We start from the raw sequence: 20,954 nt of genomic DNA, 5'->3' as shown, positions 1-20,954 counted from the left end.
GGGGAAATCTGGCCTAACTTTGATGATTCCGCAAAAATTGAAAAACCTTGCAGTTTCATTTCACGCCATGAAAGAGTTTCATGGCATACCGTTCATCGATAAACATAGCCACTCATCCAGTCAGAAATGTTCGTATAAAAGTCCATTAATAAATAGTTGATAAAAATAAATAAACCACAAAATCATCACACAAAGCAATGAATATAAATAACATTTCCCTACTCGACACACTCAGGTAACGTAAATAATTCAGTAAGTTGCGCTTGATGATCAGCCATCTTTTCAAGGTGTTGGCTGTGTGCAGTTAATTGTTTAGAACGGAGTAAGTTTTGATTGGCGAGCACCTGTATATGGTTCACATTGTGCGTCACTTCTTCAGCTACCGATTGATGCTGGGTCGTTGCCGAGGCAATTTGATGGCTGCGATCTTCTATTTGATTCAGTTGTGCATGTACGTGACTCAGCGATACGCTGACATCATTAGTGTGGGTAATACAATTAGCCATATCACTAACACAGGTGGTGATTTGCTTAACGGCTAAAGCCGCACAATGTTGTAACTGTTCAATTTTAAGTTGAATTTCTTGGGTACTTGCGGTTGTTTTAGCGGCTAACACTCTGACTTCATCCGCCACCACAGAAAAACCTCGACCTTGCTCTCCGGCCCTCGCCGCTTCGATGGCGGCATTCAGCGCTAACAAATTGGTTTGCTCAGAAATACCAGAAATAACATCAAGAATCGATTCTATCCCCACGCTCTCACTTTCTAGCTGGTGGATGGTTTGGGTTGAGTCATTAAGGCGCTGTGATAACTGGTTCAATAGTTGAACATTTTTCTGCATCATGGCCTGCCCAGAAGTGGAATCCCCCACAGCGGCAGTCACTATGGCTAATGTTTGATTGGCTGAACAAGCGATGTTGTTTACCGCTGATTCAATTTCTTCCATTGCTGTTGCTATCAATGCCGTTTGCGATGTTTGTTCAGCGATGGTGAGATTTAACGCCTCGCTCGTTTGCTGGTTCTCTAATGAGGCACCATTTAACTGAGTCGCTGATCCTCGTATTTGCCTGATGATATGAGACAAATCATCAATGACTAAGTTGACTTTGGTTGATACCCTACCGAGTTCATTATTTGTGGATAATTGGATTCTTTGAGTCAAATCCTTCGAGGCTACTTTATCAAGAACCTCTTGCAAGCGTTGACTTGGCTTACGGATCATATTGGCAATACTGAGCCCAATCAATAACGCCATGACGACTGAAACTAATGATACAATAATGAGAGTCATCAATGTTTTTTCTGCTTGGGAGGACGATTCAAGATAGCGCAGCTCAGCAGTTTGGGCCGCATAGGCTGACAAGGCATCAATATTTTTCAATTGAGTGTCAATATCCTGTTTTATGCTTTCTCGTTGATGCTGTAACTGGTCATAAAGCTCAACAACCTCGACATGTTGAGCCAATGTTCCACTTGGAGAAAAAATTTGCTGTTCCAACAGTGTTAACGATGCTTCACTTTGCTGAAAAAATGCTGGCGATGAAGATTTAAACTGTAAGATAGCCTCATCAAATCGCTCTTTTCGGCCATTAAAACGGCGTTCTATCGCCCGAGTTTCCATGACATCTTGTAATGAAAAGGCCTCATTGACTTCTCCAAGTAGTAGCCCAACTTGTGTAAGAAGTGCTTCCACCACTTCACGTTCTTCATCATGCGTTGTTTTTGCAAGGTTACCGAGTAAATTACTATTTAACTGAATAGCGAGAGATTGAAACAACGTTTGTTGGTAACTATTTTCTTCTCTCAATTCAAGATAACGTGCATAATTCTCTAAGATCTGAGTAATATTCCTAAAACTTTCATTTGTTTTCTCTTTTATTTTTATTAGAAAATCAGGAATTCCCGGATCCTGACTTGCTTTCGTTTCAAACCAGTCAAGCTGTTTTTTATAACGTTGCACACTCAAATTCACCTCGTCTTTTAAAGGCTCAAGCTCATCGATATACATGGCAGACAAGTATGAATTCAAGCTTCGATTAATATTTAAAAAACGAATGGTCAGCTCACCTGAATGTAGCATCAGAGGAGTAGACTCTTGTGTCATAAATTCTATATTAGATGTTAACTTCTCATTACCACTAAATAAAACCACAGCAGAAAATAACATCATAAAAATAATAACAAAAAATCCCAAATAAACTCTAGAAACAATCAAATTAAGCGACATATCATAACTCTTTATTATTTTAATGATAAAAAAATGGCACTTACGTGCCAAAATTACAAAGAAGAGAAAAAGTTAACAACGATAATATCCCCCTAACACTATTTCTCAAATCATCAAAACCTCATAACGTAAATTGTATATAATGAAAAAAATGAAAAGTAAGTGATATTTCACATTTAAAACATCAAAAAGACATGAAAGAAATAAAATCAAAAATTAAAACAATAAAATCATAACGTTAAATTAAATATTTATAATTAATCCCCATAGAATTAAAATTTAATTCCATATACATATGTGAAGATAATCACACAAAACAATTAAAAAGAGACAATACGGGAATGAAATTTTTCAAATAAATGAAATCATTCAAAAGGAGTTCTATCAGAATCACCACCTCAAAGCGAAAATCCCCTCATCGTGAGAAAATCATGATCGTCATCGTAGCAGTCCGCCCCACCATTAGCTTATGAGCGAGCTTTTATCTCAACACGATTTTTATCGTGATCTAACGCACGGAACGCAAAAAGGCAAATGGCTGAAACTGGTTTCAGAAATAACCATCACCTCATACCCTACAACCTGAGGTGAAACTAATGGCAAAAATAAGAGATTATCAAAAGCTCGCCAATGACATCCTGAACCATGTCGGTGGGCAAGAGAATGTTGTCAGCTTTACACGTTGTGCAACACGTCTTCGAATGGTGCTCAAAAACACCCCCGAAAATGCAAAAGATAAAGTAGAAAAATTAACGGGAGTTATCACGGTTGTTGAGAGTGGAGGGCAATTTCAAGTCGTCATCGGTACACATGTTTCCGATGTTTACGAACATATGGTTGGCTTAGTTGACCCGAGTAAACTCAATAGTGATGGCCAAAAAGTTCGAATCTTAGATGCCGTTATCGCATCGATGTCTGCGATTTTTGCCCCTATCGTGTACATTCTTGCCGCAGCAGGTTTACTGCAAGGTTTCTTGATTGTGGTTAAATATTTTGTCCCCACATTTACCTCAACAGGTACATTTGCGGTACTTAATTTTATGTCATGGACCCCTTTTGCATTTTTACCTGTGTTCATCGCCATTACGGCTTCTAAACACTTTAATTGCAATCCTTTTATTGCCGTGTTCTGTAGCTGCGTACTCATAAACCCAGATTGGGCTGCCATTGCTGCCCAAATTAGCAACGGAGAAGTGATCACTTTTCTCTCTTTTCCATTAGCCAAAACGGTTTATACCTCATCAGTGCTGCCACCAATATTTATGATCTGGGGATTATCATACGTTGAAAGATATGCCAAACGCGTGATTCCCGCTATGGTAAGTGAACTGCTGACGCCACTCGTGTGTGTCATTATTGTGGTACCCTTAACTCTTGTTCTGATTGGCCCGGTCTCTAGTACCGCTGCAGAAGGGGTGGCTCATGGCTATAACTGGCTATTTGAAGCTTTCCCTCCTCTTGCGGCGGCACTGATTGGTGGCATTTGGCAGATGGTGGTGGTGTTTGGCGTTCACTGGGGAATTACTCCTGTGATCATGGCTAACTTTGATATGTACGGTCGAGATTCTTTCCAAGCGTTCCAGTCTATGGCAGTCATTGCTCAAATGGCGGCGGCTTTTGCCGTTGCATTTAAGTCCCGTAATCAAGCGCTTAAAACTACCTCGTTTTCTGCGGGTATCACTGCGATATTTGGTATCACAGAGCCAACACTGTATGGGGTGACGCTGCGTCTTAAAAAACCCTTTATTTGTGGTTGTGTAGGAGGAGCGGCTGGCGCTCTTGTTGCAAGCTTATTTGGTACATATTACTACGCGTATGCTGGGTTACCCGGCCTTTTAACCGCGATGAATGCAATCAATGTGGATAACCCTCAATCTTTCATCGGTATGGCGTTAGGTGTTGGTGTCACCATTGTCACGACTTTCATCCTAATCAATATTATTGGTTTTCAAGATGCTATTGCTGAAGATGACGCGCAGAAAACACCCGCGCCATCATCAGAGGCAACTGTAACACCTAAAGTCACGATGACCCTGATTAGCCCAGCAAAAGGCGAGTTAATCGCACTAGAAGAGGTCAATGATCCTAGCTTCTCTTCTAAGTTACTTGGAGATGGTGTAGCGATAAAACCCGTGGATGGGGTAATTAAAGCCCCCTGTGATGCCATCATCTCCTCGGTGATTGACAGTCACCATGCAGTAGGAATGACCTGTGAAAATGGTGCCAATATTCTGATTCACGTTGGGCTTGATACCGTTAACCTAAAAGGTCAATATTTTGAAACCAAAGTCGTTTTAAATCAGAAAGTGAAAGCTGGCGATCCTCTGATTCAATTTGATTGCCAAGCGATTAAAAATGCGGGTTATGACCTAACAACCCCCTTTATCGTACTGAACAGTGATGAATTTTCTTTGAATATCAATAAACAAGAAAGCAATCAAATTCAGTTCGGACAACCACTAATTCAGTTAACACAATGAGCAATAATATGAGTAATACATTTCCAGAAGATTTCCTATGGGGCGGCGCGGTCGCTGCACACCAACTAGAAGGCGGATGGGACGCTAACGGAAAAGGCGTCAGTGTTGTTGATGTTTTAACAGCTGGTGAACATGGTGTTCAGAGAAGAATTACCGACGGCGTGCTGGAGGGAGAAAATTATCCAAACCAAGTTGCGATTGATTTTTATCACCGTTACAAAGATGACATTAAACTTTTTGCTGAGATGGGCTTTAAGTGTTTTCGTACCAGCATTGCCTGGACGCGTATTTTCCCCAATGGCGATGAAATGGAGCCCTGTGAAGCCGGTTTAGCTTTCTATGATGATCTCTTTGATGAATTGCTAAAATATGGCATTGAACCCGTCATTACGTTGAGCCACTTTGAAATGCCATACCATCTAGCAAAACAGTATGGCGGCTGGATGAACCGCAAAGTGATCGATTTCTTCGTTCACTACTCAACGGTGGTGATGGAAAGATACAAAAATAAAGTTAAATATTGGATGACGTTTAACGAAATCAACAACCAAGCGAACGTATCAGCCGATATTTTTGGCTGGATGTGTTCTGGCGTTAAATTTTCCGATTTTGAGCGGCCTCAAGAAGCGATGTACCAAGTCGTGCACCACCAATTTGTGGCCAGCGCATTGGTCGTGAAAAAAGGGCATGAGATCAACCCTAATATGAAAATTGGCGCCATGTGTGCCATGGTTCCTTTTTATCCAAGAAGTTCAAAACCTGAAGATGTCATGTTAGCGCAATGCGCCATGCGCGATCGTTACCTATTTTCTGATGTTATGGTCCGTGGTCACTATCCGGCATACGCCAAACGTGATTGGGAATTGAAAGGTTACCGTATCGAAATGCATCCAGAGGATGAGCAAATCTTAAAAGAAGGCAAAGCGGATTACTTGGGTTTTAGTTACTACATGTCTAACACTCTAGATTCCACCGCTTCACAGTCAACGGAAGAAAGTATGGATGGTGGCCATGAAAATTCGGTTCCAAATCCTTATATCAAATCCAGCGATTGGGGGTGGCCTATCGACCCAACAGGCCTTCGTTATTGTTTAGCAGCACTGTATGAGAGATACGAAGTCCCTCTATTTATCGTTGAAAATGGCTTTGGTGCGGTCGATAACATCGAGCAAGATGGCTCTATCAATGATGATTATCGTATCGAATACCTCAAGGCGCACATTCATGAAATGAGCAAAGCGGTAAGTATTGATGGTGTCGACCTACTCGGATATACGCCATGGGGATGTATCGATTTGGTATCATTTACTACAGGTGAAATGAAAAAACGCTATGGCTTTATCTATGTCGATAAACATAATGATGGAAGCGGAACTCTAGAGCGCAAACGTAAGAAATCCTTTGACTGGTATAAACAAGTGATTTCAACCAATGGTGAAAAGATTGAGTTTTAGATAACCGTCTGAAAAGGGTGGCGCATTGGTTTTATTGCCAATGCGTCTTTCCGTAAGATGTCTTTTATAACTGAGGGTTTTCCATGGCAGTGACGATGTTAGATGTAGCAAATAAAGCCGGCGTCTCCAAATCAACGGTATCTAGAGTGCTAAATGGTAAAAACATTGTCCGCCCAGAGTTGGTAAGCCGAGTGTTTGAAGCCATTAAAGACACGGGATACAGGCCCAATATTTTAGCTCAAAGCCTCTCATCACGTCAGACGAACTTTATTGGTTTTGTGATTGCAAACGTACTCTTTGACGGGCCTTATTTTTCTTCATTGATGTACCATGCAGCCTCATTTTGTGAAGATTCAGGTCATCAACTGGTGATGACAGATGGAAAACACAGCAAGGTTGAAGAGCGGCACGCCATCAATTTTCTTTTGGATATGCGCTGCACTGGCATCATTATTTATCCCAAATATCTGAATGACAAAGAACTCGCCTCCATTATATCGAACGCTGATATACCGATCATGGTGATCAACCATGACATAGAAGAGCTGCCCCAATACGCCATCACCACCGATCACTATCAAAGCGCAGTAAAGATGATGGAATACATTGTTGGGCAAGGGCATAAACACATTGCAATTATTCGCGGTAATGTCTGCTCAGGTACAGATAAGCAGCGTTATCAAGCTTACCGAGATGTGCTGGCAAAATATCACTTACCGTATCAATGTGAGCGAGAACAGCAAGGAAACTGGACTCTAGAAGGGGGATATTTAGCGGCACAACGAATGCTAGAAACGTCGGTGCAAGTCACTGCGGTACTCGCTTGTAATGATGATATGGCGATTGGTGCAAGCAAAGCTTTCAAGAAGGCGGGATTGAACTTACCGGAAGATATCTCGATTACGGGGTTCGATAACAGTAATGTCGGTGAGTACCTTTCTCCTAGCTTAACCAGCGTGCATATTCCCCTTAAAGAAATGACGCAGAAAGCGATTCTCAACATTCTTGGTGAACACAAAAAAGCAGCGGCAATCGATACCTCAGCGTCGATCATCATTCGTGATTCAGTCCACCCAATGCTTCCCCCCATGACCACATAATCGCTAACACAATCAAAGGGGTATCATTACATATTCAATCGCGATTTTCAGTCTCTTCGAGAACGCTGCCATAAGCGGCCAATATTTTCAGCGGTATTGGTGAGGTTAACTTCTGCTTCAGCTAACGCTTCTAGTAAACTCATTGCTCGAGGCGTACAAGTAAACACTGCATCGATACCCTGTTGATAAACGGCTTGATAATTTTCTCCCGTGCAGCCTGCTACTGCGATTACAGGGAGGTTGAATGCTTTGGCAAGCTTAGCCACCCCGACTGGGGTTTTTCCATACATGGTTTGCTGATCGATGCGCCCTTCACCAGTGAACACCAAATCCGCATCTGGTAGTTTTTCCGCTAACCTGACGGTTTCAATAACAATATCAATCCCTGATTTTAATTTGGCAGGGGTATAAGCTATCCATGCCGCGCCCATTCCTCCTGCCGCTCCCGCCCCTTTTGCGAAAAGCACATGCTTTCCTGTCACTTGTTCACTTAATAAGCCAAAGTTGTATAGCGCTTGATCAAGCAAAACAACATCTTCCGCACTGGCTCCTTTCTGGGGACCAAAAACGGCGGAGGCTCCCTTGTCACCACAAAGTGGGTTATCCACATCACAAGCAATGGATATCTCACATTGAGCTAAACGAGGATCCAACTCAGAGAGATCTATTTGGGCTAATTCGCTCAAGGCTTGCCCCGAGGGAATGATGTCATGGCCATCATGATCATAAAATTTAACCCCTAAAGCGGCCAACATTCCGCTCCCAGCATCATTGGTGGCACTACCGCCTAAACCGATAATAAAACGTCTGATACCTGCATCTAATGCATGCTTAACCAACTGACCCGTGCCGTAACTGCTGGTTCGTTTTGGATCCCGCCATTCATTCGGGACTAAATGTAAACCACTTGCTTGTGCCATTTCGATGACGGCTGTTTGACCATCCCCCAGCACCCCATAAATCGCTTCGACCGAATGACCTAAAGGGCCATTGACCGTCGTAGTAATAGCCTGCCCCTCAGTAGCATCAACAAGAGCTTGAACCGTACCTTCTCCCCCATCGGCAACCGGTATACAAACAAATTCCGCGTTTGGCCAAACTCGTTGTAACCCCGTTTTAATGGCTTGACTCACTTGTTTGGCGGTTAAACTCTCTTTAAATGAATCTGGAGCGATCACAATTTTCATTCGTTGATCCTAAATAAAAATGCCCATACTAACGATACACTTTCATTTCCACTGGCTGCACTGAAAAGGCTTGTTGTAAATATTCTAGCCACTGCTGAGCTATATCGGCTAAACATTGATATGTTTGGGTGGTTGCAGACTGTTTTAATAAGGTGAGATAACGATAACCCCAAGGTAAAAGATGGTGAGAGAGTAGCACCTTACCGCTGTTTTGGCTTTGAGCATCACTGAGTAACTGGCTAAGAGACATCAACATTAAGCCGAAGTGATCTTCCGGCTCACGTAACCCAGTATCGATTTCAATTTGATGTTGGCGTAAAAAAGCGCGCAGAGCTAACGTGGATTCACCAAAAATCACCTGATCTTTATCGAGATACACCGATCCCCATGGTGGCGCTGGCATACTTTCTCGCCCTTCAAAAAGCTGTTGGTAGTCTTCGAGCACAGAATCCTCTGCATCTTGCTGTTGCGCTTCCAGTAAACCTAAAAACGGGTGTTCAGCCTCCGTCCATTCCGTTAGCTGCTGTAAAATAGCCTGATTATGTTCATGAGAAAGTGGGTAATACAACAAACTGCCCAAAACCGAACTTAAGGTAATAATTTCATTCATAATAAACACTCTTAATGAACAAAGAAGGAGGCATTAGCCCCCTTCTTATTAATTGAGTCGAGTTACGTTTATAAACCGACAGTCATGTGCAAGCTATAGAAAATACCACGCCCCAAAAACTCCGCCAAGAACACACAGAGGGTTCCCGCTAAAATAGGAAGTAATGCACGTTGAGAGCGATGCCAAGTTGGCCACCACCATAAGACCAGTGCAACCACGAGTAGCAGCCATTGTACGCCCTTAAGCATACCAATGTTTGGCAATAGATCTTGTGCTGACACGATCGCGGAATGAATATTGGCAAGCTCATATAGTTGGATAAAGCTAGCAAGAACACTGACCACAACGCCAACCGTTCCCAATACAGGAAGCTGTTTTTCAACAACTTGAGTGCGATATCCTGCCCCCGTTAATAGGGCACAAGCCACTAAACTCCCGCCAATCACTGCTGTTAACACAAAGCTTAGCGGAGTATAAGCTGTATCCCAAGTCGGTACGGTCTCAATCATATACAAACGAGACATGGCATACATAAAGACCACGCCCATCACCATCGCAGTCACCATCAAGCCTTTGCGCAATGTGGCTGAAGCCAGGTTAAGTACACTCATTAACCAGAAAAATCCACCCAACGCAAAAAATAGGCTACCAGTTAAGATTTCATTGGATAACCAAGAGTGCCCGACTCGATTAAAGGCATTAAAAGCACGCAGTGGGCTACCTAAATGGAAGGTCGATGCCGCAAAGCCGATTCCCATCAAAACCCAAACAAAGAATAGGCTTTTCACCATATTCGATTGTTGCAGTTTCGTTGGGCGCCCAAATAAAAGTGTTAAGCTCACCAGTAGAAATGCACCCACCGCCGTTTGAGCAAAAACAGTAAAGATCACCAGTGGAAATTCATGCCAAGCCATCTTATACCTCCTTCGGATTTGCTAAGAAACCCGTTTGATCACCCGTTGGACGAGCATTCTTATTAGGTTTAATCACAATATTTGGCTTCGTAATAAGAGAAGAAGGCAACGGTGCAACATCGGCATTGGTGCCATATTTTGCTCTTAACTCATCAATCGGTCCAAACTCCAAAGCTCGTAATGGGCAAGAGCCTACACAAATCGGTTCTAAACCTTGCTCGACTCGTTCATAACAGCCATCACACTTGGTCATGTGGCCTTTTTCTTCGTTGTATTGCGGTGCACCGTAAGGGCAAGACATCGCACACAACTTACAGCCAATACAAACACTTTCATCAACAATGACAAAACCATCTTCCCGTTTGTGCATCGCTCCCGATGGACAAACCTTAGTACACGCTGGCTCATCACAATGGTTACAAGCAATAGAAAGGTAGTAAGAGAAGACGTCTTGACGGAAAGTTTCCCCTTCAACGACCCAATTTCCCCCTTCATAGTCATACACTCGGCGAAAGTTCACACCAACGCCTAAATCTTTATTGTCTTTACAAGAGAGCTGACACGTTTTACAGCCCGTACATTTGCTGGAATCAATATAAAAACCATACTGTTTCATAAGTTAATCCTTGGGTTATACGCGCTGAACTTGAACAAGGTTAGTGTGCTGAGGGTTACCTTTCGCCAATGGACTTGGTCGTTGAGTCGTCAGCACATTAATTGAGCCAGATTGATCGACTTTACGACCATCGGGGGTGTACCAAGCGCCTTCCCCTAATGCCACAACACCAGGAATAATGCGTGGTGTCACTTTGGCATGAATACGCGTTTCTCCACGGTCATTAAAAATACGCACACGATCACCGTTTTTAATCCCACGAGCTTGGGCGTCAATCGGGTTAATCCACATCTCTTGCCGTGCCGCTTCTTTAAGGATGTCCACATTGCCATAAGTCGAATGGACACGAGCTTTAAAGTGGAACCCGGTTAATTGCAGTGGGTATTCTGAACGCTTAGGATCATCCCACCCTTCAAATGTTGAGGTATAAACAGGTAGCGGATGAATCACATCTCCTTCAGGAAGCTCCCAGGTTGCAGCGATTTCTGCCAACCGTTCTGAATAAATTTCAATTTTTCCAGAAGGTGTCGACAACGGATTATTCTGTGGATCTTCACGGAAAGCTTTATACGCAACATAATGACCGTTCGGGTCAGTACGCTTCACAATGCCTTGCTGACGAACCGTTTCAAAATCAGGTAAGCTAGAGTCCAATTTTCGAGTTTCTGAATACAGATGACGTAACCAACCTTCTTGATCTCGCCCTTCGGTAAAGGCTTTTTCCACACCAAGGCGTTTAGCTAGCTCAGAACAAATCTCATAAATCCCCCGCGCTTCAAATTGCGGTTTAATCGCTTGGTCAGCATAAATGAAATACGGCATATTGGCCGCTTTACCATCCATACAGAAATCGGCTTGTTCAGAAGTGGTCAAATCTGGCAATACGATATCAGCGTATTTAGCAGAAGAGGTCATATGGTTATCAATCACCACAATCATTTCACAAGCCGTGTCGTCTTGCAGAATGTCATGGGTACGGTTGATATCCGCATGTTGGTTAATTAAACAGTTACTGGCATAGTTCCAAATAAACTTAATCGGCACATCCAACTTGTCTTTACCGCGAACACCATCTTTCAATGCCGTCATTTCCGGACCACGCACAATGGCATCGGTCCATAAGAACATGGAAATAGAGGTTTTCACTGGGTTTTCTAAGGTTGGGAAACGTACAAATGGAATGCTGTAATCCGACTCACGAGCCCCCGTTCCACCACCATTAACCCCAATGTTCCCGGTTAAAATAGCCAACATTGCAACCGCACGAGAGGCAATTTCCCCTCCGGCCGTACGTTGTAATCCCCAACCTTGGTGAATCGCACAAGGTTTGGTCGAACCAATTTCACGGGCCGTTTTAATAATAATGTCAGCCGGAATTCCGGTAATGGCTGCAGCCCATTCCGGAGTTTTTGGGGTTTTATCGTCACCGAGGCCTAAAATATACGATTTATAATCACTGTTCGCTGGAGCCGATGCTGGCAATGTTTTTTCATCGTAACCCACACAGTATTTATCTAAGAAAGGTTGATCGACCAACTCTTCTTTGATCATCACATACGCCATTGCAGAGATAAATGCGGTGTCTGTACCGGGACGAATCGGAATCCACTCATCTTCTCGGCCACCTGCCGTATCGGTATAACGCGGATCGATAATGATCGTCCGCGCCTGAGATTTGGCTTTACTCTCCACATAGTGGTGAATTAACCCACCACCAGACATACGAGTTTCTGCGGGGTTATTCCCAAATTGCACAATCAATTTGGCATTTTCTAAGTCGGAGAACGAGTTACCATTCGCCCAACCACCATAGGTGTAATTGAGCCCTTCGGCAATTTGTGCGGTCGAGTAATCTCCATAGTGGTTTAAATACCCACCTTTTAAATTCATTAACCGAGCAAGTAAGGTGTTACCGGGAGGCCAAGAACGAGTCACCGTACCGCCTAATGTCCCGGTACCATAATTGAGGTAGACGGCTTCATTGCCGTAATTTTCGATGATGCGTTGTAAATGGTTGGCGATTTCGTCGTACGCTTCTTCCCAGCTAATACGTTTAAATTTCCCTTCTCCTCGTTTTCCGACTCGTTTTAATGGATATTTGAGACGGTCAGGATTGTAAACTCGACGACGCATTGAGCGGCCACGCAAACAAGCCCGAACCTGTACGTCTTTCGCCGCATAGTTATCCGTTCCCGTATTATCGGTTTCTACCCATTTTATCTCCCCATCCACCACGTGCATGCGCAGTGGACAACGGCTACCACAGTTAACCGTACAGGCACTCCAAACCACTTTTTCATCCGCTTTAGGCGGTGTTTCTTTGGCTTGAGCAAGCGTCGATTTAAAAGGAAGAGAAAGAGAACTGGTGACGGCCGCAAGTCCACCGAGCATCGAGCTGGATTTAATAAATCCGCGTCGCGTGACATCCGGTGACAGTAAGGCTTTAAATCGGTTTTTGATCATATTGACATTACCCACGCAGTATAACTGTACAAACACAGTGATAGAGAGGTTGCCAAACAAGCTATGGATTTCCTGAGATGATGCCGAAAGGAATTACCCCTCCTTTCGATCTTTTCCTTAAGTGAAACCTGAATTCGGTTTCATTTCCTATATCTGAGGTGGCTTGGGGAAGCTTCTTTCACACCCTCGTTTATTTATGAGTAATCATAGTTATTTTGTGGTTATTCTGTTTAATGAAAATTAGTGATTAAATTGATCCATATCTATAAAACAATAAATAAAAATTCGTAATAAAAATCACTATCAAAAAGAAAATAAATAGAAGGTTTCACCAAGAAGTGAAAATATAATAGAGATAAATAAAAGAACCACGCTGGGTTAATTTCGTGGTTCTTTTATCAATGCTATTGAGCGGGTTCGATGGTTCCATTAAACGTTTGAGCAATAAAGTCACGAATGGCTTGCGAATGATAGATTTTGACAAACTTTTGATAAGCCTCGTTGTCTTTATCCTTTTCTCGCGTAGCTATCACCATTACCGCTAAAGGGGCTTGTTTCGATTCTAAATAAATGCCCTGCTGTTTTGGGTCAAGCCCGGCTGACATCACATAGTTCATCGTAATCGCTGCCGCATCAACCTCATCTAACGTGCGTGGCAATTGCGCGGCATCGACTTCGATAAACTGAAACCCTTTGGGGTTCTCAACAATGTCATTCAGTGTTGCGTTAAACCCCGTTCCATCACGTAAGGTGATGATATTTGCGTCAGCAAATAATAATAAACCTCGCCCACCATTAGTGGGATCATTCGGGATGGCAATACGAGCTTGATCCGGTAGCTGTTCAATTGAGCGATACTTATTAGAGTAGATACCCATCCGCATCAAGATGGATTCACCTATCGAGACGAGGTTAGCCCCATGATTACGGTTGTAGTTGTCTAAAAATGGTTGGTGTTGATAGCTATTGATATCAATGCTGCCATCGTCCAGTGCAGCGTTCGGGGTAATATAATCGGAAAATTCGACAACTTTTACCGTTAAACCTTGCTTTGCGGCTTCTTTAGCTACCGCTTCTACTATTTGTGCATGTGGACCAACCGTTGCGCCCACTTTAATTTCCGTGTGATCTTTCTGGCCACAAGCAGTTAACCCCACAAGTAGTACGCCCCCTAATACCCACTGGCTAAACTTTTTCATTCTTGGCATCCTTTCTTTTTAAAATTAGACATCTAGATGTCTATAATAAGAATAAAATTTCATTACGCAAGCGGTGATTGATCCAATATCCGTCTCGTGGGGAATTTTCCACCCTAAGAAGGATTCCCCAAAAGTGGGCATAATCGTATTTTAGAGGGCAAACGATATTTGCTTTTTTTAAACACACTTATTATATTAGCTAAAACTTATTTAGATATGCCTAACAAAGAGGTTTTCATGAAATCTTATTCAGAACTACTGAAAGATCAAAACACCCTCGGCAAAGCGTATAAACAGCAAAGCCCAGATACTCTTGCCGCCTTTATGCAGCTTCATAAAGCCGCCATGGCTCCCGGTGAGCTTGATCTAAAAACAAAAGAGATGATTGCACTGGGTATTGGTATTGCAGCACGCTGTGATGGCTGCATTGCCGCTCACGTGTTTGCCGCCCTCAAAGCAGGAGCAACCAAAGCAGAGTTAGTAGAAGTAATTAACGTTGCGGTACTGATGGGTGGCGGCCCTTCCTTTACTTACGGCACTCAAGCCTTAGGAGCGATTGAAGAGTTTGACGCTAAGTAAATAATAATCAAGGCAAGTCCCAGCTTGCTTAATGATGGGGGTTCTCCCTCATCATTAAGTGGCTAGCTTCAAAATTCTTCAGCCCAACCTACACTCAAGAATAAGAACCAATCAGAACGTGGCATACATTGATCGCTTAGCAAGACCGATGCATTATCAATCTAATTTATGTTAGTATGCCCCGTTTTATGATGCATATCACAATTTATGCATTGAATGTTCACACGCCACCTGAGTATTCAGGGGCAAAAGCGAGTTCTTATGTCTAAAGTTTACCTGAGTGCCGAAACGTCTTGTATGACACCATCGGATTACTCTGCCACACATCCCCCACAAACCCGTTCCCTTTCATTACAGCAAAAACTTGAGCTTAATAATCCTGTCTTATGGCTCAGTGGTAGCTTTCTCTCCCTGTTCGTTTTATTGGCGCTTGTTAATCCTTCTCTTCTTACTTCTCTGATTGACTCAGGTTTTCACTATGCAACCCAAGGGTTTGGCGCTTTTTGGCAACTGTTACTTTTAGCAAATTTTGTCATCGGATTAACGCTTGCTGTCACACAAACGGGGTCTGTTCGTTTAGGAGGGCTAAAAGCACCTGAAATGGACAACTTCAAGTGGCTATCTATCATTCTTTGTACATTACTTGCTGGTGGGGGCGTTTTCTGGGCCGCCGCAGAACCGATTGCTCACTTTATTAGTGCCCCTCCTATCTTTGGCACGGCATCCCCTCAAAAGATGGCCATTAATGCGCTCTCGCAATCATTTATGCATTGGGGCTTTTTGGCTTGGGCGATTTTAGGCTGTCTTTCATCCGTGGTATTGATGCACCTACACTACGATAAAGGACTGCCGCTCAAACCACGTACATTACTTTACCCAATTCTTGGACAACGAGCCGTTCAAGGATGGGTTGCGAATACTATTGATGCGCTAAGTATTATTGCTGTTGCTGCCGGTACAATTGGTCCAATCGGCTTTCTCGGCTTACAAATCAGCTACGCCCTTAATGTGCTCTTTGCTATTCCGGATAGCTTCACGACACAAATTATTGTAATTTTATTTGCTATGGCGATGTACACCTTTTCGGCCTTAAGTGGTTTAAGTAAAGGTATTCAAATAATTAGCCGCTATAACATTATTCTCTCGGTAGCATTAGTGCTGTTTATTCTTATTGTCGGCCCCACTCACTTCATTATTGATGGTTATATGCAGGGTGTGGCCTCTATGGTGGATAATTTTGTCCCTATGGCTATGTTTCGAGCTGATACGGATTGGCTAAGTTGGTGGACTGTCTTTTTCTGGGGATGGTTTATTGGTTATGGCCCCATGATGGCCGTTTTTATTGCTCGAATTTCTCGCGGGCGCACACTGCGTCAATTAATTTTAGCTATCAGCATTGCTGCTCCATTAATCACCTGTTTCTGGTTTAGTATTGTCGGTGGCAGTGGTTTAGCTTTTGAATTAGCAAACCCCGGTGTTATTGCAGATGGTTTTGAAGGCTTTAACCTACCCGGAGCTTTACTCGCTATCACCGCTCAATTGCCTTTTCCACTGTTGGTTTCTTTGTTATTTCTCGTATTAACGACAACGTTTATTGTGACGACTGGCGATTCAATGACTTATACCATTAGTGTCGTGATCAGCGGTGATGCTAACCCTAATGCTGCTATTCGAGCTTTTTGGGGAATGGTCATGGGTGCGATGGCTATCGTACTCATTTCTATGGGAGAAGGCGGAATTTCAGCTCTGCAATCTTTTATTGTCATTACAGCGGTTCCAGCTTCGCTGATTTTGCTTCCTTGCTTATGGCAAGCACCGAAAATGGCCAACCAAATGGCAAAAGATCAAGGGATTATTCACTAATCAAGAAAGGGGCATTAAGCCCCTTTCTTGATATTTATCTCAGTTAAATTTTAAATTGCGATACCTGATCGTGCAGTTGATTCGCCTGAGCAGTCAATGACTGTGTGGCATCCATTAAATGATGGGAAGCCTGCTCTGTCTGTGAAGAAAGATCATTGATATTGACGACATTTTGGTTAATCAACTCAGCAACGGAAGATTGCTCTTCAGCGGCGGTCGCAATTTGTAAATTCATATCGGCAATCAAGGTAACAGCTTGATTAATTTGCTCTAAACGTGCCGCCATGTCTTCAGCTTTTGTGACGGTTGTTTGCGCAGCAGAGCGGCTTTGTGACATAACAGCTACCACATTTTCAGTTTGTTTGAAGAGTCGATCCACCACCTCTTGGATTTTCTGAGTGCTTTCCTGTGTCCGCCCTGCAAGGCCTCGAACTTCATCAGCAACTACAGCAAATCCTCGTCCATGCTCTCCCGCTCGCGCAGCTTCAATGGCCGCATTCAAAGCCAATAAATTGGTTTGCTCAGACACGGTGCTGATCACATCCAGCATTCCAACAATATCTTGTGTTCCACTTTGTAGTTCTGCAATGGTTGTACTGCTGCCTTGCAAGGTGTCATCTAAATGCTTTAGTTGTTGCAACGTTTCACGTAACAAGGTTTGTCCATGCTTTGTTTGTGTATCCGCTTCGGATGCCTGACTTGCTGCTTCACTGGCATGGCTTGCTACCTCTTGTACGGTTGCCGTCATTTCATTCATCGCTGTCGCAACTTGCTCAGTTTCAGAACTTTGCTGAGCAACAACACCAGCACTTTGTTGAGTCACCTCCGCTAATGTGGTTGATGCCGCAGAGACGGATTGAGCCGTATGATTCACTTCATTAACTAATCGATGAATTTTTTCCACAAAAGCATTAAATGCTTGAGCTATCGTCGCAATTTCATCCTCCCCTTGTACGGTAATTCGTTGGGTTAAATCGCCTTCACCTTGTCCAATATCTGTCATGGCTAAGCTGACTTCTTGTAGCCGTTTAAAGCCTGATGCACTGAAAAACCACATGATGCTAGCGGCAACAATACCGATGATCACCACGGCAATGACAGTCCAGCGAATCATGCTGTAGATCCCCGATAAGGCATCTTGTTTATCTAACGCAATATTGAGCGACCAGTCTGTCCCTGGAATGGCTTGACTGGTGAGATAAATAGTTTGACCTTGCAAACTCAGTTCACGCTCTCCTTGATGTTGAATCTCGGTCAAGACAGCCTGCGTTAAACCGCTATTAAGATCGCGTAAATGCCTGAAGGTCATTTCAGGTTTTGGGTGGGCAATAATTTTCCCTGTCTTATCCGTTAAAAAAGCAAAACTATTATGAGTTGGAGCGATGTCACGTACAGTTTCAATGATAAACGTTAAAGGAACATCACCGGCAATCACCCCTCGGCTCGCCTTTGTCCCTAAACCATGAGTAAAGGTCACCACCAAGCGATTCTCTCCGTCCGCATCAAGATAAGGAGCCGTGGTAGCCACCCCACTTTGTTTTACTGCTAATTGATACCATTCCCTAGAAAGAGGGTCATAATCACTAGGAGGCAACCACTCATCAGAAAAGATGGCTGTCCCATCCGGCCTCGCTAAGTAAGTAGCTAAAAAACTGCCCCCTTCACTTAATTGTTTTAAAGCTGAAAAAGGATCGGTTTGCTCTATCACCTTGCCTGTTGCCGTGATCATGGCTTTACGTTCACTCATCCAGTTGGAAATTGAATTTGACTGAGTTTGCAACTGCTGCTGTAAATTACGTGTAATTTGCATTCGAAAAGTGTCAGAACTAACTCGAATACTCAACACTGCGGTGACAATCAGTGAAATGACGATTAACCCAACACTTATTGCGGTAATTTTTGCACGAAATGATTTAAACATCCCTGACTCCCTATCCTAATGGTCCATTCGCTATCCGAATATTTTGGTAACGGCTATCTTTCATAATCTTGATGACCAAAAAGTGAATGGTGGTCTATCCCTGTCCTTTATTGTAGAACATAAGCTTTTTATTCGAGCAAAATCACGCTATCTGAAATGAGCTTAGATCTCCAACGGTCTGACTGGCATGCACTGAGGCTCTTTATTGAGTCAATGGTGAGTCAAACCGTCGAAGTCATATAGCTATGGTTGAATGGAGGTAAATACAACTTGCCAGCGTGGCAACCCATTGGCGGAGGGTAATCGCTGCTGATTTTTTACTTTCCCTTGAAAATAATAAGGCGACAAGGGGTGTGACTGAGCATGATCAATAGCAAAATAGAGTGTCGCGGGCTGTTGATTTAATTGCTGAGCCGTTAAATAGCCCACTAACGCATGTTCAAACTGATGGTAAGCATTACCCCAATGAAACGCTTTGGTTGATTTTGGGTTCAGCCCGACGCCACCATATTGTTCATCTACCCATACATCCATAAAGGCTTGAGCGGTAGAAAGGAGTACAGGCTTTGCTGCTCCCTCTAACAAAGACAGTGTCATGGCAGCTTGATCAAGCTCTGCCCATTCCCAAGATGAAATTCCATCACTAAATGGTCGATTACGCCATACTTTGATCGAATTGGCTTGCCACTGCGCCTCTGTCATCTCTGGGACAAAGGCTTGAATATCCAAATAGTTAGGAACATATTGTGCATGTTCAATAATGTGTTGCATCCCTTGTTTAGCCAGCTGTTTCCAATCCTCTTGCTGCAATAAAGCCCCGGTGAGATAAGTCATCCAATAGGCTTTAATGGTGTGCCCAAAGTCGTTATGTTTGGCTTGTTGTGTCATCACCGCGGGGTGGTGAATTGCCCCATAGAAACGTTGTTCTTGCGGGGAGTAATAATGCGTCAGCATAACTTCGGTTAACCATGATAAATCGGCTAACCAGCGGCTTTTATGTGGTTCTGGTAATAAAGGGGCCACCAATAATAAATACCCATTAATTTGATCTAGCTGCGCCACCAGCTCTCGCTGTTTGGTACTTTCGCCATCACCATCATTTAGTACCCAAGCTAACCCTTTACCATCAGCAAGCCGATACTGGTCAAAAATAAAACGTTGCTGCTTAATCAGTACCTGTTCTACTTGTGGATCACGCGTGAGATAATAATACATCGCCAACCCAACCAAAGCGTACGCTTGGTCTTGTGAGGTCCGTTGTTGCCATTCGAGCCCAACCTGACCATGTTTGGTAAAACTGATAAAGCCACCATGTTCTTTATCTTGTAAATGATGAATTAAATACTCCGCCCCTGCCCGAGCCAATTGCAAAGCTTGAGGATCGCCCGTTAAGTGATAAAGCACACCATAAGCATACGTTTGCCGTGATTTCATTCGGGTATACTCTCGGCCAAAATGCGGTGTAATCCAACTTTTATTGAGTTCTTGGCATACTTTGGTTACATCCAGAACTTGTCCATTATCACAGCGAAAGGTTGGAAAGTTACCTACCGGACGTCCTTGGGCGCTCTCCATCATCCAATAGGGCGCTAACCCTTGCTGCGCATGAGTAAGCCATGCTTGACCATCAGGAAAACTCGGTGGTGGAAGTGGTTTGGCATTCATTCCTGAACAAAGCAGCGCAGCACTCAGAGCAAACAAACGGATTGGCGTCGATTTTTTCATCATGTAAGACCTTAAAACAAATGATTTAAGAACTATACAAAAGAGCAGTCACACATTTCGTTGAGGAAATCACAGTTGTTTGGCCCTAAAAAGAAAAAGCCCAATATGGACGGCATATTGAGCTTTTCATTCATAAACCATATTTTCAACGCCGAAAGTGACGTTCTCGAGCCGCTCGCTCTTTGTGTGCTGAGGCCGCCTTGGCTTGAGATTTTAAAATCGAATCAACCGTCAGTTCCATCGGTTCTTTGGGTTGAAGCCCATGGGGAAACGTTCGAGCACGAGGGGATAAATCATACTCTTCACCAGAGGCTCTTGGCATACGTTTAAAACGATACAGGTAAAAGTTCTCTAACTTCTCTCTTGCCCAATCCGTTTTCTTCAAATATTTCACACTACTCGCAATTGATGGGTTGGTATGAAAGCAGTTAAAGCGCATCGCCGTATCTAAAATATCCCAACCATAAAAATCCACCAGTTCTTGCAATAATGTTTCTAACTTCAGGCCATGGAGTGGATTATTTTGTTGCAACTCAATTCTTTCTTCATCAGTCATCATTATGAGTTCCTTATATGAAGGTGGCAGGGCGCGGGATTCTAGCAGAGTTCATCAAG

The 20,954-nt window shown here is 43.3% G+C and carries 15 protein-coding genes; 5 read left to right on the top strand and 10 right to left on the bottom strand.

The window, feature by feature from the left end; translation table 11 throughout:
* Positions 1-218: 218 nt before the first annotated feature.
* A complete protein-coding gene (locus tag EXA13_RS07285; RefSeq protein WP_238132581.1) occupies positions 219-2,228 on the bottom strand; it encodes a methyl-accepting chemotaxis protein in 2,010 nt (669 codons plus the stop codon).
* Positions 2,229-2,824: 596 nt separating this feature from the next.
* Here EXA13_RS07285 and EXA13_RS07280 point away from each other — a divergent pair.
* The 3 genes from EXA13_RS07280 to EXA13_RS07270 all read left to right on the top strand — a co-directional run bounded on the left by EXA13_RS07280 (position 2,825) and on the right by EXA13_RS07270 (position 7,262).
* A complete protein-coding gene (locus EXA13_RS07280; protein WP_238132580.1) occupies positions 2,825-4,708 on the top strand; it encodes a beta-glucoside-specific PTS transporter subunit IIABC in 1,884 nt (627 codons plus the stop codon).
* 8 nt (positions 4,709-4,716) lie between these two features.
* A complete protein-coding gene (locus EXA13_RS07275; RefSeq protein WP_238132579.1) occupies positions 4,717-6,162 on the top strand; it encodes a 6-phospho-beta-glucosidase in 1,446 nt (481 codons plus the stop codon).
* A gap of 83 nt (positions 6,163-6,245) precedes the next feature.
* Complete coding sequence (locus EXA13_RS07270) at positions 6,246-7,262, top strand: LacI family DNA-binding transcriptional regulator (RefSeq protein ID WP_238132578.1); 1,017 nt, start codon at positions 6,246-6,248, stop codon at positions 7,260-7,262.
* 47 nt (positions 7,263-7,309) lie between these two features.
* Here the strand turns inward: EXA13_RS07270 and EXA13_RS07265 are convergent, their stop codons facing one another.
* From EXA13_RS07265 to EXA13_RS07240, 6 genes are all read right to left on the bottom strand, one after another.
* Entirely contained in the window at positions 7,310-8,449 is a 1,140-nt protein-coding gene (locus EXA13_RS07265; protein WP_238132577.1) for a glycerate kinase, read from the bottom strand.
* Positions 8,450-8,477: 28 nt separating this feature from the next.
* Positions 8,478-9,059, bottom strand: coding sequence for a Tat proofreading chaperone DmsD (dmsD, locus tag EXA13_RS07260; RefSeq protein ID WP_238115559.1), 582 nt, complete (start codon positions 9,057-9,059; stop codon positions 8,478-8,480).
* A gap of 68 nt (positions 9,060-9,127) precedes the next feature.
* Entirely contained in the window at positions 9,128-9,973 is an 846-nt protein-coding gene (locus EXA13_RS07255) for a dimethyl sulfoxide reductase anchor subunit family protein (RefSeq protein WP_238132576.1), read from the bottom strand.
* A 1-nt stretch (position 9,974) separates the two neighbouring features.
* Positions 9,975-10,589 carry a DMSO/selenate family reductase complex B subunit gene (locus EXA13_RS07250; protein WP_078925723.1) on the bottom strand — a complete coding sequence of 205 codons (615 nt, stop codon included), beginning with the start codon at positions 10,587-10,589 and terminating at the stop codon, positions 9,975-9,977.
* Positions 10,590-10,604: 15 nt separating this feature from the next.
* Complete coding sequence (locus tag EXA13_RS07245) at positions 10,605-13,052, bottom strand: DmsA/YnfE/YnfF family dimethyl sulfoxide reductase (protein WP_238132575.1); 2,448 nt, start codon at positions 13,050-13,052, stop codon at positions 10,605-10,607.
* A 404-nt stretch (positions 13,053-13,456) separates the two neighbouring features.
* Complete coding sequence (locus EXA13_RS07240; protein WP_430794474.1) at positions 13,457-14,260, bottom strand: MetQ/NlpA family ABC transporter substrate-binding protein; 804 nt, start codon at positions 14,258-14,260, stop codon at positions 13,457-13,459.
* 228 nt (positions 14,261-14,488) lie between these two features.
* On the opposite strand from EXA13_RS07240, the gene EXA13_RS07235 reads away from it, so the two are divergent.
* Both EXA13_RS07235 and EXA13_RS07230 read left to right on the top strand, forming a co-directional pair.
* Entirely contained in the window at positions 14,489-14,830 is a 342-nt protein-coding gene (locus EXA13_RS07235) for a carboxymuconolactone decarboxylase family protein (RefSeq protein ID WP_238105604.1), read from the top strand.
* Between the two features lie 261 nt (positions 14,831-15,091).
* Positions 15,092-16,693: a BCCT family transporter gene (locus EXA13_RS07230; RefSeq protein ID WP_238132573.1), complete on the top strand. Its 1,602-nt coding sequence runs from the start codon at positions 15,092-15,094 to the stop codon at positions 16,691-16,693.
* Positions 16,694-16,736: 43 nt separating this feature from the next.
* Here the strand turns inward: EXA13_RS07230 and EXA13_RS07225 are convergent, their stop codons facing one another.
* The 3 genes from EXA13_RS07225 to EXA13_RS07215 all read right to left on the bottom strand — a co-directional run bounded on the left by EXA13_RS07225 (position 16,737) and on the right by EXA13_RS07215 (position 20,898).
* Positions 16,737-18,614: a methyl-accepting chemotaxis protein gene (locus EXA13_RS07225; protein ID WP_238132572.1), complete on the bottom strand. Its 1,878-nt coding sequence runs from the start codon at positions 18,612-18,614 to the stop codon at positions 16,737-16,739.
* Between the two features lie 243 nt (positions 18,615-18,857).
* Positions 18,858-20,339, bottom strand: a complete 1,482-nt coding sequence (locus EXA13_RS07220; RefSeq protein WP_430794477.1) for an AGE family epimerase/isomerase — start codon at positions 20,337-20,339, stop codon at positions 18,858-18,860.
* Positions 20,340-20,484: 145 nt separating this feature from the next.
* On the bottom strand, positions 20,485-20,898 hold the full coding sequence (locus EXA13_RS07215) for a VF530 family DNA-binding protein (RefSeq protein WP_078925717.1): 414 nt from the start codon (positions 20,896-20,898) through the stop codon (positions 20,485-20,487).
* Positions 20,899-20,954 lie beyond the last annotated feature (56 nt).

The organism is Vibrio cincinnatiensis (genome assembly GCF_022113815.1).
In the GTDB taxonomy this organism is placed as follows: Bacteria; Pseudomonadota; Gammaproteobacteria; order Enterobacterales; family Vibrionaceae; genus Vibrio; species Vibrio cincinnatiensis_A.
This window is presented reverse-complemented; position numbering and strand designations above follow the sequence as displayed.

Bases quoted from the DNA above. Each gene is read 5' to 3' on its own strand.
- EXA13_RS07285 (WP_238132581.1), bottom strand. From the start codon at position 2,228: ATGTCGCTTAATTTGATTGTTTCTAGAGTTTATTTGGGATTTTTTGTT.
- EXA13_RS07280 (WP_238132580.1), top strand. From the start codon at position 2,825: ATGGCAAAAATAAGAGATTATCAAAAGCTCGCCAATGACATCCTGAAC.
- EXA13_RS07275 (WP_238132579.1), top strand. From the start codon at position 4,717: ATGAGTAATACATTTCCAGAAGATTTCCTATGGGGCGGCGCGGTCGCT.
- EXA13_RS07270 (WP_238132578.1), top strand. From the start codon at position 6,246: ATGGCAGTGACGATGTTAGATGTAGCAAATAAAGCCGGCGTCTCCAAA.
- EXA13_RS07265 (WP_238132577.1), bottom strand. From the start codon at position 8,449: ATGAAAATTGTGATCGCTCCAGATTCATTTAAAGAGAGTTTAACCGCC.
- dmsD (WP_238115559.1), bottom strand. From the start codon at position 9,059: ATGAATGAAATTATTACCTTAAGTTCGGTTTTGGGCAGTTTGTTGTAT.
- EXA13_RS07255 (WP_238132576.1), bottom strand. From the start codon at position 9,973: ATGGCTTGGCATGAATTTCCACTGGTGATCTTTACTGTTTTTGCTCAA.
- EXA13_RS07250 (WP_078925723.1), bottom strand. From the start codon at position 10,589: ATGAAACAGTATGGTTTTTATATTGATTCCAGCAAATGTACGGGCTGT.
- EXA13_RS07245 (WP_238132575.1), bottom strand. From the start codon at position 13,052: ATGATCAAAAACCGATTTAAAGCCTTACTGTCACCGGATGTCACGCGA.
- EXA13_RS07240 (WP_430794474.1), bottom strand. From the start codon at position 14,260: ATGCCAAGAATGAAAAAGTTTAGCCAGTGGGTATTAGGGGGCGTACTA.
- EXA13_RS07235 (WP_238105604.1), top strand. From the start codon at position 14,489: ATGAAATCTTATTCAGAACTACTGAAAGATCAAAACACCCTCGGCAAA.
- EXA13_RS07230 (WP_238132573.1), top strand. From the start codon at position 15,092: ATGTCTAAAGTTTACCTGAGTGCCGAAACGTCTTGTATGACACCATCG.
- EXA13_RS07225 (WP_238132572.1), bottom strand. From the start codon at position 18,614: ATGTTTAAATCATTTCGTGCAAAAATTACCGCAATAAGTGTTGGGTTA.
- EXA13_RS07220 (WP_430794477.1), bottom strand. From the start codon at position 20,339: ATGAAAAAATCGACGCCAATCCGTTTGTTTGCTCTGAGTGCTGCGCTG.
- EXA13_RS07215 (WP_078925717.1), bottom strand. From the start codon at position 20,898: ATGATGACTGATGAAGAAAGAATTGAGTTGCAACAAAATAATCCACTC.